This is a genomic window from Phormidium sp. FACHB-1136 (assembly GCF_014697375.1).
Classification (GTDB): Bacteria; Cyanobacteriota; Cyanobacteriia; order Phormidesmidales; family Phormidesmidaceae; genus Nodosilinea.
Window position 1 is genome coordinate 17,291 of sequence record NZ_JACJRS010000060.1, and the last position, 15,455, is coordinate 32,745.

Genomic DNA, 15,455 nt, shown 5'->3' on the forward strand with positions numbered 1-15,455 from the left:
TTTCTTAATGCGGTACGGCTGGGCCTCACGCATCCTACAGCAGCTAAAAAAGCCACGATCTAGGCGACTCCAGCGGCCATTTTGGGCAGCTCTTTCCGGCTTTCTAACACCCGGTCAATAATGCCGTATTCCTTGGCTTCTTGGGGGTTCATGTAGAACATGCGGTCAGAGTCGTGCATCACTTGGTCGAGGGTTTTGCCCGTACTCTTGGCCAAAATCCCCATCATGGATCGCTTGTTGTCGATCACTTCCTTGGCCCGAATTTCGATGTCGGTGGCTTGGCCTTGGGCACCGCTGCGGGGCTGGTTGAGCACAATCCGCGCATGGGGCAAGCTGGCCCGATAACCCTTGGTGCCTGCGGCCAAAATTACCGCCGCCGACCCCATGGCCTGACCAATGCAGATGGTGTGGACGGGGGGCTTGATGTAGTTCATGGTGTCGCAGATGGCAAAGGCTTCGGTGTCGTAGCCGATCATGTTGCCGTCGTACCAAGAGGTGCCCGTGGAGTTGATGTAGAAGAAGATGGGCTTATCGGGGTCGTCAAACTGAAGGTAGAGCAACTGGGCGATGATCAGTTCGGTCACGTCAATGCCCACCTGTTGCTTGATGTCGTCGCCCGAAAACAGGGGCAGACCCAGGTACACAATCCGCTCCTTTAGCAGTAGGGAGGGCAAATCTGGGGGCGGCGTGCGATACATGGCATCGCCATAGTAGGGGGCTTGCACAGCTTTAATTTCCATACTCATAGACCAAACCTGCCCAAATACGGGTTTTTAACAGTGTAACGCGCTGGCGAACTGGGTTCTACCCCATCTCTAGCGGTCGGCCTTTAGCCCTTGCTGAACGGGGTCGAAGCCGGAGGGAAAGTGGGTCTCATCGGGATCGTAGTCGGCTTGGTGGAACTGGGCGGCAGTGATCGTGGCTGTGCGCAGGTCGGTGCCGATCAGCATGGCCCCCCGCAGGTCGGTGTTGGTCAGGTTGGCATCACCGAGGTTGGCATAGCTGAGGTCGGCTCCGCGCAGGTTGCAGCCGCTGAGGTTGGCCCCTCCGAAGTCGGCATAGCTAAAGTCGCAGCCCTTCAGATCGGCCCCCGTCAGGTCGGCCTCGGCCAATAGGACGTATTCAAAATTACGCTGGCCAGCCGCGTAAGCCTTCAGCAGATCCGCTGCCGTGGCAATTTGGGAAACAGGTACCAAGGGGGTCGTCATGGCAGATTCTCTCATTCGCCCCTCTAGCTTAGGCGGTCTGGGGCACCCTGTACCAGGCTCTTAACTATCCGTTGAGGGAGGGAATCCGGCGATCCGTTGGTGGGCAAGTTTTGTTACGTTATGAGACGACCCCTGGCTATTTCCCCCGCCCTTGGCTGTCTAGGGCGTCTGTCCCCGTCGCGATTCCCATGGCCCCTGCTTCGCCACCGCTCCTCGATGCTCCGCTTGCCCTGTCGCCCCTAGCCTTGGCCACCGGGCTGCTGCGCCTGTCTGGCGTGACAATGACCGTCACCGGGTACCGTCGCCTACCCACCACCCAGCCCATGGTGTTGGTGAGCAACCACCGCAGCATTATGGATGCTCTGCTGTTGATGCAGGCTGTGAACCGTCCGGTGCGATTTGCCTGCCATCACTACATGGGCCAAGTGCCCGGTTTACGCGAAGTGGTGCAAGCCCTGGGCTGTCTCCCCCTCGACCCACCCGAACGGGGCCAGCGAGCCTTCTTTCGTCGGGCCTGCCACACCCTCAGCCAAGGTGGGGCCGTGGGCATTTTCCCAGAGGGAGCGGCTCCCATGGTGCAACCCACCAGCCCCCAGCACCTCGGTAGCTTCCATCGGGGCTTTGCCCATTTAGCCCTACGCGCCCCCGTCGATCAACTCGCGATTGTGCCTGTGGCCATTGCCTCCCGCCAAGAGTGGAACAATGCCGCCATCCCCCTGCGCTGGTTGAGCTGGTTTGACGCCACCGAGCCCCTGTTCCAGCAATCGGGCTGGCACCCCGCCGTGGTGTATCGGTCGGTGGAGGTGCGCATTGGTCGCCCCATTCGCATGGATGCCGCCCTGCGCTCCCACTATCGGCGCAAGGGCAACGACGCCCTACTGAGCGATCTCACCCACGGTTGCCACGAGGAAATTGCCACCCTGCTACGGACTACGCCTTAAAGGCTCCATCCCGCCAGACTTCGCCCCGGTTCCACCTTTCCGTTGGGTTCTGCGTCATACCCCGAACCCAATACCCATGGGCGAGGAGACCTCGCCCCTACCCGACTCCCGATCCTCGATACCCATGGGCGAGGAGACCTCGCCCCTACCCGACTCCCGATTCCCTATGCCTACCGTCCTACAATTGTTAACCCCCACCGAAGCCCAGCCCCAGAAGCCGCTGTTGGTCTACCTTCCCGGTATGGATGGGTCGGGGCGGCTGTTTTCAACCCAGGTTCCCGCCCTGCATTCCCATTTTGAGGTGCGCTGTTTGGCCCTGCCTAGGGAAGATCGAAGTACGTGGGATCGCTTGGCTAACCAGACCATTGCCCTGATTACGACGGTTGCTGCCGGACGCCCAATTTACCTCTGTGGGGAGTCCTTTGGGGCTTGTTTGGCGCTTCAGGTGGTGGCCCAGGATCCCCAGTTGGCCCATCGTTTGATTTTGGTGAACCCAGCTTCGGCCTTCCATCGGCTACCCTGGCTGCACTGGCTGGGGCAGATCACGCCTTGGGTGCCGTCCTTGGCTTTTCCCTGGTCTACTCTGGGCAGTCTGCCCCTGTTGGCCAATCTCAGCCGCATGGCACCCACCCAGCGCGAACAATTGCTGGGGGCGGTGCGGGCGGTGCCCCAGACTACGGTGGCTTGGCGGATGGCATTGCTGGCCCAGTTTCAACCCGAAGCCCTTCCCCTGGCGGTGCAGACTCCACCGACGCTCATTGTCGCGGCCCTGGCGGATGGCTTGCTGCCTTCCTTAGAAGAGGCCCAACGCCTAACCCAGCGGTTGCCCCAGGCCCAGATTTACCCCCTACCCCACAGCGGCCATGCCTGTCTGCTAGAGCAAGAGGTTAACCTAGGTCAAATTCTGGCCAAAACGGGATTTCTGCCCCAATCCAGCCCGGTTTTGGCTTAATTCCAAGGCCAAGCTAGGAGGACTCGCCGCCGAGGTAGGGCTGGAGGTCGCCCTGGAGACGATGGCGGGCGCGGGCAATGCGAGATTTGACGGTGCCGAGGGACACCCCGGTGATATCGGCGATGTCTTCGTAGGCCAAGCCCTGAATTTCCCGTAGCACAATGGCGGTACGGAAGACCTCTGGCAGGTCGGCAATGGCTTGGTGTAGGTGGGTGTAGAACTCTTTGGTCATCAAGGTGTCCACCGGGCCGGGATCGGTGGAGGGAACATCCCACTCGATGGATCCGTCCTCTAGGTTAAGGGGCGCATCCAGGGATAGGGTGGTGCGGGTGCGCTTGCGACGGCGCAGTTCGTCGTAGAACAGATTGGTGGTGATGCGGCTCAGCCAACCCTTAAATTTGGCGGGTTCGTTGAGGCGGCGAATGTTGCGGTAAACCCGAATCCACACTTCCTGGGACAGATCGGCGCGGTCGGGCCAGTCGGGGGCGAGGTGGTAGAGTAACTTATCCACATGGCCCTGGTAGCGACGCAGCAATTCGGCAAAGATGGCTCGGTCGGGGCGCAACCGTTGCTGACAGAGGGCTACCAGTTCTGAGTTGGTGAGATCGCTAGGGCAAGCCGACGGCTTAGAACCGCTGAGGTGGACAGACCAAGTAGAGAACATAGGATGACTCATTCCTTCTACAGTGACGCCGTTCATTCAGCGCCGTTAATAAACAGCAGAGATCGGTATAGACCCGTTGCAACAACGGCGATGGCTCCTCATGGGCCTCTGGCAGGCTTGTCCGTATTCTGCCTGGGGTTCTCGCCGCCCAGAACGTCCCTTGTGCCTGTGCTTGGGTTGGCACAAGGAAAGCCGTCAGCCAGCCCTAGCCAACTCTGGCCAGATGGTGGCGGAGTTCGGTGTTTAGACCTGTCCGGTGACGGTTGCCGTCGTTAGGTTGTTGTGACAGCCCACGGTTGTTCAGGCGATTGTTAAGGATTGATGAGTTATCGAAACGGGGTTCTGACACTTTGGCTACGGTTTCTCCGACGACAGCGAGGGGCATCGTCCGGTGAAGCGATCCTTTGAGTACAAATCCTGGGGGTTTTGCCACATCCCTAGAATGGGGGCGCGGCCTTGGGGGTTGGGGGTTTGCCCTGAGTGCAGAATACTTGGCCCTAGGGGTAAAAATCCCCATTCCTAGGGGCCAAAATACCTGTCCCCTAGGCTATGCAGAACTTCAAAGACTGGGTAGGCCGTCGCTTGCGGGACTGAGTACCGGACTAATTATTTTAGTGAATTTGGATGGGGCAATCCCAAAATCGTGGCCTTTGGGGCGTTGCTATAAGCAGAGAAACCCACGCCGAGCCAGCCCAGCGCCATGTTTCTCCCCCTATCCCAGTCCTCCCGTCCGTCCCCACGGTCAAAGCCCAGTTCTCGCCTGCGTTTCTCCCTCCCGGAGGATGCCGCCATCATCTTTGAACGAGATCCCGCCGCGAAACATTGGCTGGAGGTGTTGTGCTGCTACCCCGGTTTGCACGCCCTTCTGGCCCACCGTTTGGCTCACGGGTTGCATCGTTGGGGTCTGCCCTTTTTCCCTCGGTTCATCGCCTACCTCAGCCGCTTTTTTACAGGCATCGATATTCACCCCGGTGCACGCCTTGGCCGGGGGGTGTTTATTGATCATGGCATCGGCGTGGTGATTGGCGAAACGGCCATTGTGGGAGATTTTTGCCTGATCTACCAGGGCGTTACCCTGGGCGGCACGGGCAAGGAAAGCGGCAAACGCCATCCCACCGTGGGCAACCATGTGGTGCTGGGGGCGGGGGCCAAGGTGTTAGGCAATATTACCCTGGGCGACTATGCCCGCATTGGGGCAGGGGCGGTGGTGCTGCGTTCTGTCCCCGCCCACTGCACTGCCGTTGGGGTGCCCAGTCGCCTAGTGCGCCACTGCAATACCGAAACAGCCCCCCTAGACCATGGCCAATTGCCCGATGCCGACGCCCTCACCCTTCACACCCTGCTGGATCGCATCGAAGCCCTCGAAGCCCAGGTGCGCCACCTCCAACCCCGCCCCTCTACCCCACGGACGCTCGTGCCATGATTGACATCAACGACACCACCCTTCGCGATGGCGAACAGGCCGCTGGCGTGGCCTTTGGCCTGGAGGAAAAAGTAGCCATTGCCAAGTTCCTCGATGCCATTGGTGTGCAGGAGCTAGAGGTGGGCATTCCTGCCATGGGCCAAGAGGAGGCCAAGGCCATTCGCACCATTGTCGATCTGGGCCTTAATGCTCACCTGCTGGGCTGGAATCGAGCCGTCCTGTCGGATATTCAAGCCTCGATCCACTGCGGCCTCAAGCGCGTTCATATTTCCATCCCGGTATCTGAGATTCAGATTCAGGTGAAGTTTCAGGGCCGCTGGCGAGCCATGCTAGAGCAGTTGCGCGACGCCATCACCTTTGCCCGCGACCATGGCCTAGCGGTGAGCCTTGGTGGGGAAGACGGATCTCGCGCCGATGAAAGCTTTTTGCTGGATGTGGCCCAGTATGCCCAGGAGTGGGGGGCGTTTCGGTTCCGCTTTTGCGATACTGTCGGCATCCTCGACCCCTTCACCACCCACGACAAAGTGGCCAAACTGGTGGCCGCCCTGACGATTCCGGTGGAAATGCACACCCACAACGATCTCGGTCTGGCCACCGCCAATGCCCTGGCCGGGGTGCGGGCCGGGGCCACCTCGGTGAACACCACCGTCAACGGTCTCGGCGAACGAGCAGGAAACGCCGCCCTAGAGGAAGTGGTGATGGCCATGAAGCACCTCTACGGCCTCAAAACGGGCCTCAAAACCCAGCATTTTCTGGAACTCTCCCGGTTGGTGGCCAAAACCGTCAACTGTGCCGTCCCCCCCTGGAAGGCCATCGTGGGCGATAACACCTTTGCCCATGAAGCGGGCATCCACGCCCACGGCGTGATGCAAAACCCCAGCACCTACGAACCCTTTGACCCCCAGGAAGTCGGTCGCCAGCGCAGTTTGGTGATCGGCAAACATTCCGGTCGCCACCTGATTGAGCAAGTCCTGTCTACCCAGGGCGTCCACCTTGATCACGAAAACAGCCAGTCCGTGCTGGATGAAGTTCGCCATCGCGCCGTAGCCCTCAAACGTAGCCTCACCGTTGATGAACTCCTCAGGGTTGCCGCTGGTCAAGGTTAGATCGGCCTAGGCCATGCCTGGAGGATCCCCCCTGCCCCCTTGGAAAGGGGGATCTGAAGCCGCCACTTCCCACTTCCCCCTGAATTATCCCGACTCCCGACTCCCGACTCCCGACTCCCGCTTCCCAATTCCCTACTCTCCCTCCCCTATGAAAGTCATGCTTCGCACCAATGCCGCTGGCCATCTCCTGGTTTATGTGGCCAAGAAAGATCTCGAAGAAGAGGTGGTTTCCCAAACCCAGGGAGACAATGCCCACATCCTCACCCTGGCGAATGGCTGGAAGCTAGAGGTAAAGGGACTGGGTGACCCGATTTCAATGCCCCGAACCGTGGATGCCCGCAAGCTGAACTGAGTTTGGCCAGGGACCCCCGCCCCTAGCCCCTCCCAGCAGGGAAATTGAGATGTTCTGAGAGTTCTGCCCACGACCGCCCCCCTACCAAGGAGAGATCCCATGGCCGCAACCACGCTCCCCCCCTGGATGTTCAACCTCGATGGCACCTTTCTCGGCTTTGTGGGCGATGACCCCGCTAAGGCTAAGGCCATTTATTTAGACGTGGAGGGCGAATGGCTAACCATCAAACTGCCCAAGGAGGTGCGAACGGTGCTGAGATCACGGCTACAACCGGGCGACTACCTGCGCTGCATTGGCCGTACCGAATTCGATGGCAGCACGATTAAACTCAAGGCCCACCAGGTGTTTGTGTTGCTTCCCCCTCGGCCCACACCATGCCCTCACCCCCCTCACCCTACGACGGATCTCTCACCCTCCGTGATCTCGTCTTCTGGGAAAAACTCGTCTTCTGCGGCACCCTCCGCTGGTCTCTCCGCTAGCCATCCCTCCCAGCGGCCCAATTCGCACCCCGCCGCCCATGCCATCAAAATCCAGGTCTGCCGCAAATCCGGTTGCCAAAGGCGAGGAGGCCGCCAGTTGGTTGAGGCGCTCAAACAGGCACTACGAGACCGTAATCTCCACTCCCAGGTGGAAATTCAATACACGGGATGCCAAAGCCACTGTTCCAAGGCTCCTACCTTCACCGTGATGCCGGGGGGACACCGCTACAGTCGGGTCAAACTATCGCGTCTGTCGGGGGTGCTTGATCGCCACTTTGCTCCGGCCAAGCCCGTTCCTCTCTAGCCGTCATGCACGGGGCAAGGGCGGGGGGAGCGGTGGCAGGGGCATCGTCGGCTAGGCCGAAGGAGATGTAAAGCAATGTTTCGCAAAGATGTTGTTTATTTACGAAGAAGCGCGGTTTAAAGACAAGGTCATCAATCTCTCATATTTGGCCTCAAAATGTCGTTGTTATCATTACTTAATTTATGCTCAAAACGTCCATTCTGAACGCATTTTTGGCAATAAGAAAGAGATCATTAAATCGTATCCGTCAGCATAAAAACTGGTGATTTAGGTTGTTATCCCTAGGAGGGTGAATCACTGGCGAAAGGGGGTACTCAATGGTCTACACCGTTAAGGAAGGCTGCACGGCCTGCGATAGCTGTCAACCAGAATGTCCCACCGGGGCCATTAAGGTGCAGCCCGATGGCGAGGGTTACTGGATTGATCCCACCCTGTGCAATAGCTGCGAGGACATCGATGTGCCCCGCTGTGTCGATGTCTGCGTCACCGGGGCACTGGCTCCCCTCCAGCCCAAAAAAGGCCGCAACAAAAGTACCCTGCTGCCCGTCGCCATTCCAAATATTTTTCTCAATGGGAAAACCACACCCTTTGCCTCCTGCATGGTGGTGTGGGAAGCCTGCAATGTGTTAGCCCAGCGTCAGTCCTTGCCCTGGCATGCCGATGATCAGGGCCGCTTGCGTTATTGCCACACCATCCACCGGGGCCGAGGGGAACTACGGTTTCGCCTTGCCGCCGATCCAGAGGATCCCAACCCCAGCGCCACGGCCTATGATGCCGGGATGGAGGCTCTGACCCAGTTTGATCTACGGGCCACCTGTCTACACCTGATTTTTGCCGCCCAGGCGACCACCGATGATCGCCCCTGGGAACAGCCTTTTGTGCTCAACGACCAGCACCTTGAACAATACCTAGGGTTGCACCGCCGCAAAGACCTGACCAAGCTGGAACGGCTGAAGCTCATCAAAACCCTCGTCTTTCAGGCTTGTCAGGTGTTGGTCTCCCTCGACTGGCCACGCCAGGGCAAGGTGCAGGGCTTTAGCCTGGAGGAACATGCCATCTGGCAACTCCTGCATACCCAGTACTACTTTGAGACTGATACCGAGGGATGCCAACACCTGATTGGGCTGAGTTTCACCCTCCAGGCTGGAGCTTGGGCCAAGCACTTTCTCAATCGACAAGACTACGGCAAGCAGACCGCCTTTTATCAGTACGGCACCCTACCCTGGCTGCTGCTGACCGGGGTGATGGCCAGTTGGCAACAGCACGAGGGGGCCATGCGTCTATTGCTGTGGCTGGTGTTTAAGCTGCGCCTAGGCAGCGACCACCGCATGACCGTGCGCACCCTATTGCGGATTGCCTACGGCGAAGATCGGCTGCGGGAAGCGATGACCGTGCGCGGTGCCCACAAGCGCCTACTCAAAACCTTTGAGAACGACCTAGAAACCCTCTACCACCACGGTCTTAAACCCCAGTTTGACCCCGATACTTATCCCCCAGAAATCCAGCCCCTATGGGCCAGGGTGGCGGAGATTCCTGACGATGCCGACGATGCCCTCGACTTTTGGGCCGACGACGCCCATCGTCCCCTCAGCCTGACGGATCGCGCCCCCCGCGATAAAGGGCAACGGCTGCTGAATGCCCGTCTGCTGGGGTTTGATCTATCCGAGGACTGGCAGCAGAGTGTTGGCAAAACCCGGCCCAAACGACGGCGATCTGCGAAATCTACCCCCACCGCCCCCCCCACCGCCCTGTCCGGCGATGCGATCAAGGCCGCCCGCCAGCGCCAAAACCTGAGTCAGCGGGCCTTGGCCCAGCGTCTCGGCAAAAGCCAAAGCTGGATTCGGGATGTGGAAAATGGACGCTTTAGCGTCGGGGCAGGGGATCTCACCCAACTGCAAACGGTGCTGGGGCTGGGCTAACCTAAGTTCGAGTTACGCCAAAGACTGCAAGGGTGAGGGCTTTCAGGGCATCAGGCTACGTCCTAGAACCGTTCAACCTGAGGAAAGGCATTGCCTTGGGGGCGGGCTGCTTCGCCACAGGTGCGGGGGGTGGGCAGGAGCTTGGTAGGGTTGGCCAAACCACTGGGGTTAAAGGCTTGGCGCACCCAGGCCATAGTTTCTAGGTCGGTTTCGGAGAACATATCGGGCATGTAGCAGCGTTTGTCGGCCCCGATGCCGTGCTCGCCGGAGATGCTGCCCCCCACCTTGATGCAGAGCTTGAGGATGTCGCCCCCCAGTTCCTCCACCTGTTCGAGCTGGCCAGGGATTGAATTGTTATACAGAATCAGCGGGTGCAGGTTGCCGTCGCCCGCATGGAACACATTGGCCACCCGATAGCCGTGGTGGGCACCGAGGGCGGCGATTTCCTTCAGCACGTAGGGCAGTTGGGTGCGAGGGATGACGCCATCCTGCACATAGTAGTCGGGGCTGAGTTTACCCATGGCGGCGAAGGCGGCTTTGCGTCCCTTCCACAGGCGCAGGCGTTCTTCGGGGTCGGTGGCAACGGTAATGCTGCGGGCACCCTTTTGGCGACAGAGGTGATCGATGCGCTCCCCGGTGGCCTTCACCTCGGCGGGCAGACCGTCGATTTCAATCAGCAAAATCGCCGCTGCATCCCTGGGGTAGCAGTTGGTGGCTACCACGTCCTCCACGGCATTGAGGCTAAAGTTGTCCATCATCTCCATCCCGGCAGGAATAATTCCGGCGCTGGTGATGGCCGACACCGCCTCGCCCGCCGCTTCCACGGAGGTAAAATCCGCCAACAACACCTGGATCGATTCCGGCGCTTTGAGGATCCGCAGGGTAATTTCTGTGGCGATGCCGAGGGTACCCTCGGAGCCGACGAATACCCCGGTGAGGTCGTATCCGGGCATCTCCGCCACCGGGCCACCCAAATCCACAATGTCGCCCTTGGGGGTCACTACTTTCAGCCCCAAGACGTGGTTGGTGGTCACGCCATACTTGAGGCAGTGGACGCCGCCAGAATTCTCGGCCACGTTGCCCCCCACCGAACACACCGACTGGCTAGAGGGATCCGGCGCATAGTAAAATCCGGCCCCGCTCACCGCCTGGGTCACCCAGTTGTTGATCACGCCCGGTTGCACCACGACCCGCTGGTTCTCTAGGTCAACGCCCAAAATGTTCCGCATGGTGGCCATGACGATGAGGACGGAATCCTCAATGGGCAGGGCTCCCCCCGATAGGCCCGTGCCCGCCCCCCGTGCCACAAAGGGCACCTGGAAGCGATCACAAATTTTCACCGCCGCCGCCACTTCCTCCGTGGAATTGGGCAGCACCACCACCGCCGGACGCTGACGGTAACTGGTCAGACCATCGCACTCGTACACCAACAACTCTTCCTTGCGCCGCACCACCTTGTCGGGGCCAAGCACATCGGTAAATGCCTCAATAATCGGTGTCCAGGATTGAACGCTGGGGGTCGTCGTTGCAGGGGCCATAGGGCAGAGGATGAGTGAACTATGCCTGATCCTAGCAAGACTCGACTCCCCCTCTGCATCCAAGACGGGTTGGAGTGATAGGTTGCGACGAACCATGGGCACTATAACGGTAATGGCTGGACGACGGATTCGCGCTGGCAAGGTTGCATGTAGAGTTGCATGAAAAACGAAAAGCAGACACGCCTTGATCTGATTGATGGCCTTTTGGCCCAAGCGGGTTGGAATATCCACGATCCGACCCAGGTGGTGGAGGAATTTGAGATTGCAACCTCGCCCTCTGGTCGGGCGGCGGAACCTGGAGCCGCCTACAACGGCCATCAGTTTAGCGACTATGTGCTGCTGGGCAAGGATGGCAAACCCTTGGCCGTGGTGGAGGCCAAAAAATCGAGCCGGGATGCCGCCATTGGCCGGGAGCAAGCCAAGCAGTATTGCTACAACATTCAGCGGCAACTCGGTGGAGAACTACCCTTTTGCTTTTATACCAACGGCCACGATATTTACTTTTGGGATTTGGACAACTACCCGCCTCGCCAGGTCGTGGGGTTTCCTACCCGTGATGATTTGGAGCGGTTTCAATACATCCGCCGCCACAAAAAGCCCCTCACCCAGGAACTCATCAACACCGACATTGCGGGCCGCGATTACCAAATTCGTGCCATTCGCACGGTGTTGGAGGGGATTGACCAGAAAAAGCGCGATTTTCTGCTGGTGATGGCGACGGGCACCGGAAAGACACGCACCTGCATTGCCCTGGTGGATGCCTTGATGCGGGCGGGCCATGCCGAAAAGGTGCTGTTTCTGGTGGATCGCATTGCGCTGCGAGATCAGGCCCTAGAGGCGTTCAAGGAACATCTACCCCACGAACCTCGCTGGCCTAGTCAGGAGGAAAAGCGCATCGCCAAGGATCGACGCATCTATGTGGCCACCTATCCCACCATGCTCAACATTATTCGGGATCAGGGACAGCCAATATCGCCCCATTTTTTCGATTTGATTGTGGTGGATGAAAGCCATCGCTCGATCTACAACACCTATAAAGAGGTGCTGGATTACTTCAAAACCATTACCCTGGGGCTAACGGCCACCCCTACGGATATCCTTGACCACAATACGTTTCAGCTTTTTCATTGCGAAGATGGCCTGCCCACCTTTGCCTACACCTTTGAGGAAGCGGTGAACCATGAGCCGCCCTATCTGTGCAATTTTCAGGTGATGAAAATTCAGACTAAGTTTCAGAACGAGGGCATCAGTAAGCGCACAATCTCCCTAGCGGATCAGAAAAAGCTGCTGCTGGAAGGGAAGGAGATCGAAGAGATCAATTTTGAAGGCACGGATCTAGAGAAAACCGTAACCAACAAGGGCACCAACGTCCTGATTGTGAAGGAATTTATGGAGGAATGCATCAAGGATGCTAACGGGGTCTTGCCCGGAAAGACGATCTTTTTCTGCTCCTCCAAAAAACATGCTCGGCGGATTGAGGAAGTTTTTGACCAGCTTTATCCCCAGTACAAGGGGGAACTGGCCAAGGTGTTGGTTTCCGATGACCCTCGCGTTTACGGCAAGAACGGGCTGCTGCATCAGTTTACCCACAACGATATGCCCCGTGTGGCGATTAGCGTGGATATGCTGGATACGGGCGTTGATGTGAGAGAAATTGTCAATCTAGTATTTGCCAAGCCGATTTATTCCTATACCAAGTTTTGGCAAATGATTGGGCGCGGCACCCGATTGCTAGAGAACCATAAACTCCAGCCCTGGTGTCTAGAAAAGAAAGGGTTCTTAATCCTAGATTGTTGGGACAATTTCGAGTATTTCAAGCTTCAGCCCCAAGGAAAAGAGCTTAAACCCCAGGTTCCCCTACCCGTGCAGGTGGTGGGGTTGCGCCTCAACAAAATTGAACAGGCCAGCGACCTAGGCCACCCTTCCATTGTGGAGCGGGAGGTGGCCAAGCTGCGCCAGCAGATCGCCGATCTGCCCCGTAGTTCTGTGGTCATTAAGGAAGCCGCCGCCACCTTGGCCCGATTGGAGGATGAGAATTTTTGGATCACCTTAGATCACGCCAAGCTGGAATTTCTACGGAATGCCATCAAACCGCTGTTTCGCACGGTGTCGGAGGTTGATTTTAAGGCCATGCGCTTTGAGCGGGATGTGTTGGACTATGCCCTCGCCCACCTGGGCCAGGAAACGGGTAAGGCCGAAGCGTTGCGGGATGGCCTGGTGGAACAAATTAGTGAACTGCCACTGACGGTCAATTTTGTCCAGGAAGAAGAGGCGCTAATTCGCGAGGCCCAAACCAACCGCTACTGGGTTCGGGCCGATGAAAACGAGCTAGACCTGGCCCTCGACAATCTCTGTACCCGCCTGGGCGGCCTGATGCGGTTCCGCGAACCGAGGATCAACCCCGGCCCGGTGGAGCTGGATTTGGTGGATGCCCTGCACCATAAGGACTGGGTGGAGTTTGGCCCCCAGCACGAATCGGTGTCGATCAGCCGCTATCGGGAGATGGTGGAGGCGTTGATTGCTGAGCTAACGGAGCACAACCCGGTGCTGATCAAGATCAAAAGCGGAGAGGCCATTACCCCAGCGGAGGCCCAGGATTTGGCCAATCTGCTCCACGCCGAGCACCCCCACATTACCGAAGACCTGCTGCGCCAGGTCTACCAAAACCGCAGGGCGCAGTTCCTCCAGTTCATTCGCCACATTCTGGGCATCGAAATCCTCAAAAGCTTTCCAGACACCGTCAGCGAGGCCTTTGACCAGTTCCTTCAGCAGCACAACACCCTCAACAGCCGCCAACTGGAGTTCCTCGACCTGCTGAGGACGTTCATCATCGAGCGGGAGCGGGTGGAAAAGAAAGACCTGATCAGCGCTCCGTTTACGGTGATCCATCCCCAGGGCATTCGCGGCGTGTTTACCCCCAGGGAGATTACCGAAATCCTCCAGCTTACGGAACGGCTGGCCGCTTGACGATGGGGGACGCCAGCCCAGAAAATTCAAGCCATGCGCTGATGAATAGAATCCTGTGCTTTGGCCGAGATCTAGCCCTCACCCCTAGCCCCTCTCCCACAGGGAGAGGCGAACCGGAAGCACTTCAAAGTCCCTCTCCCGTGGGGAGAGGGATTTAGGGTGAGGGCCACGAGGGCCGCGAGGGCCGCGAGGACTTTACAATTGACTGATGCTACAAAACAACCCTGAACTCAAAAGCGAAATCGACCAGCTTTGGAATAAGTTTTGGTCGGGCGGCATTTCCAACCCGTTGACGGCCATCGAGCAGATCACCTACCTGCTGTTCATGAAGCGGATTGATGAGGTCGATCAAAAGAAGCAGGCCGATGCGGAATGGACGGGGGAGCCCTACACCTCCAAGTTTGCGGGCACCTGGATTCCGCCGGAATATCGCCAGCAGGACAACCCCGACCAATACGCCATCGACAAGCAATCCCTGCGCTGGAGCGAGTTTAGCCGAATGCCCGCCGAGGCGATGCTGAGCCATGTGCAGAGTCGGGTGTTTCCGTTTTTGAAGGATTTGACCGGGGCCGAATCGAACTTTGCCCAGCACATGAAGAATGCGGTGTTTATCATCCCCAAGCCCAGCCTGCTGGTGGAGGCGGTGAAGACCATCGACCACATTTTCGAGATCATGGATCGCGATTCCCAGGAGAAGGGCCAAGCGTTTCAGGATATTCAGGGCGATGTGTACGAAATGCTGCTGTCGGAGATTGCCACCGCCGGAAAAAATGGCCAGTTTCGCACGCCGCGCCACATCATTAAGCTAATGGCCGAACTGGTGCAGCCCCAACTGGGCCACCGCATTGCCGACCCGGCCTGTGGTTCGGGGGGCTTTTTGCTGGGGGCCTATCAATACATCGTCACCCAGCTTGCCATTCGGGCCGGAACCAAGGATTTGCCCCCCGATGAAGACGGCTTTGTCCGTACCTCGGTGGCGGCGGCCCTGACCGAAAAGGCCCAAACCATCCTGCAACACTCCCTCTATGGCTACGACATCGACGGCACCATGGTACGCCTGGGCCTGATGAACCTGATGATGCACGGCATCGATGACCCCCACATCGACTACCAAGACACCCTCAGCAAAGGCTACAACGAAGCCGCCGCCTACGACATCATCATGGCCAATCCGCCGTTTACGGGCAGCATCGACAAGGGCGACATCAACGAAACCCTCAGCCTCGCCACCACCAAGACGGAATTGCTGTTTGTCGAAAATATCTATCGCCTCCTAAAAACCGGGGGAACGGCCTGTGTAATTGTGCCGCAGGGGGTGTTGTTTGGCTCTGGCAAGGCGTTTAAACAACTCCGCCAAACTCTGGTAGATCGCTGCGATCTGAAGGCGGTGATTACCATGCCCAGCGGCGTATTTAAGCCCTATGCCGGAGTTATTGCAGCCCGGAGACTGATTAGGACAGAATAGGGATGTTGTTTCCGCCCCTGAACCCCGATGCCTGCCCCCTACAGTGTGGATTTAAGAGTAAAGGCCGTTGCCGCAGTTGACCGAGGTGAGCGCAAGAGCCACGTCGCTCGTGTCTTGCAGATCAGTCGCAATACGTT

Annotated in this window: 13 protein-coding genes and 1 pseudogene; 10 read left to right on the forward strand and 4 right to left on the reverse strand. The window is 58.3% G+C overall.

Annotated features, from left to right (window positions below; genetic code table 11):
• Nucleotides 1-59 precede the first annotated feature (59 nt).
• Nucleotides 60-746 carry an ATP-dependent Clp protease proteolytic subunit gene (locus H6G62_RS17065; RefSeq protein ID WP_190497296.1) on the reverse strand — a complete coding sequence of 229 codons (687 nt, stop codon included), beginning with the start codon at nucleotides 744-746 and terminating at the stop codon, nucleotides 60-62.
• Nucleotides 747-815: 69 nt separating this feature from the next.
• The gene (locus H6G62_RS17070) at nucleotides 816-1,208 is read right to left on the reverse strand and encodes a pentapeptide repeat-containing protein (protein WP_199325071.1); all 393 of its coding nucleotides are present in this window, start codon (nucleotides 1,206-1,208) and stop codon (nucleotides 816-818) included.
• A 188-nt stretch (nucleotides 1,209-1,396) separates the two neighbouring features.
• Between H6G62_RS17070 and H6G62_RS17075 the strand changes: the two genes are divergently transcribed.
• Together H6G62_RS17075 and H6G62_RS17080 are read left to right on the forward strand one after the other, a co-directional pair.
• Nucleotides 1,397-2,149 (forward strand): lysophospholipid acyltransferase family protein, encoded by a 753-nt coding sequence (locus H6G62_RS17075; protein WP_190497300.1) that lies wholly within the window; start codon nucleotides 1,397-1,399, stop codon nucleotides 2,147-2,149.
• A gap of 166 nt (nucleotides 2,150-2,315) precedes the next feature.
• The gene (locus H6G62_RS17080) at nucleotides 2,316-3,101 is read left to right on the forward strand and encodes an alpha/beta hydrolase (RefSeq protein ID WP_190497301.1); all 786 of its coding nucleotides are present in this window, start codon (nucleotides 2,316-2,318) and stop codon (nucleotides 3,099-3,101) included.
• A gap of 13 nt (nucleotides 3,102-3,114) precedes the next feature.
• On the opposite strand, the gene H6G62_RS17085 is transcribed toward H6G62_RS17080, so the two are convergent.
• A complete protein-coding gene (locus H6G62_RS17085) occupies nucleotides 3,115-3,765 on the reverse strand; it encodes a sigma-70 family RNA polymerase sigma factor (protein ID WP_242052137.1) in 651 nt (216 codons plus the stop codon).
• 700 nt (nucleotides 3,766-4,465) lie between these two features.
• Between H6G62_RS17085 and cysE the strand changes: the two genes are divergently transcribed.
• From cysE to H6G62_RS17110, 5 genes are all read left to right on the forward strand, one after another.
• A complete protein-coding gene (cysE, locus tag H6G62_RS17090) occupies nucleotides 4,466-5,188 on the forward strand; it encodes a serine O-acetyltransferase (RefSeq protein WP_190497305.1) in 723 nt (240 codons plus the stop codon).
• Nucleotides 5,185-6,294: a homocitrate synthase gene (gene nifV / locus H6G62_RS17095; RefSeq protein ID WP_190497307.1), complete on the forward strand. Its 1,110-nt coding sequence runs from the start codon at nucleotides 5,185-5,187 to the stop codon at nucleotides 6,292-6,294. Before cysE ends, nifV begins: the two co-directional genes overlap by 4 nt.
• 13 nt (nucleotides 6,295-6,307) lie before the next feature.
• Entirely contained in the window at nucleotides 6,308-6,646 is a 339-nt protein-coding gene (nifT, locus tag H6G62_RS28635) for a putative nitrogen fixation protein NifT (RefSeq protein ID WP_347239369.1), read from the forward strand.
• A 99-nt stretch (nucleotides 6,647-6,745) separates the two neighbouring features.
• Nucleotides 6,746-7,429, forward strand: a complete 684-nt coding sequence (locus tag H6G62_RS17105) for a (2Fe-2S) ferredoxin domain-containing protein (protein ID WP_190497309.1) — start codon at nucleotides 6,746-6,748, stop codon at nucleotides 7,427-7,429.
• 317 nt (nucleotides 7,430-7,746) lie between these two features.
• A complete protein-coding gene (locus H6G62_RS17110; protein ID WP_190497311.1) occupies nucleotides 7,747-9,348 on the forward strand; it encodes a helix-turn-helix domain-containing protein in 1,602 nt (533 codons plus the stop codon).
• Nucleotides 9,349-9,410: 62 nt separating this feature from the next.
• On the opposite strand, the gene glcD is transcribed toward H6G62_RS17110, so the two are convergent.
• On the reverse strand, nucleotides 9,411-10,886 hold the full coding sequence (gene glcD / locus H6G62_RS17115; RefSeq protein WP_190497313.1) for a glycolate oxidase subunit GlcD: 1,476 nt from the start codon (nucleotides 10,884-10,886) through the stop codon (nucleotides 9,411-9,413).
• A 159-nt stretch (nucleotides 10,887-11,045) separates the two neighbouring features.
• On the opposite strand from glcD, the gene H6G62_RS17120 reads away from it, so the two are divergent.
• The 3 genes and pseudogenes from H6G62_RS17120 to H6G62_RS27950 form a co-directional block, all read left to right on the forward strand.
• Entirely contained in the window at nucleotides 11,046-13,853 is a 2,808-nt protein-coding gene (locus H6G62_RS17120; RefSeq protein ID WP_190497315.1) for a DEAD/DEAH box helicase family protein, read from the forward strand.
• A gap of 208 nt (nucleotides 13,854-14,061) precedes the next feature.
• A complete protein-coding gene (locus tag H6G62_RS17125) occupies nucleotides 14,062-15,318 on the forward strand; it encodes a class I SAM-dependent DNA methyltransferase (RefSeq protein WP_199325073.1) in 1,257 nt (418 codons plus the stop codon).
• Between the two features lie 27 nt (nucleotides 15,319-15,345).
• Nucleotides 15,346-15,455: pseudogene (locus H6G62_RS27950) on the forward strand (IS630 family transposase); the annotation flags it as partial.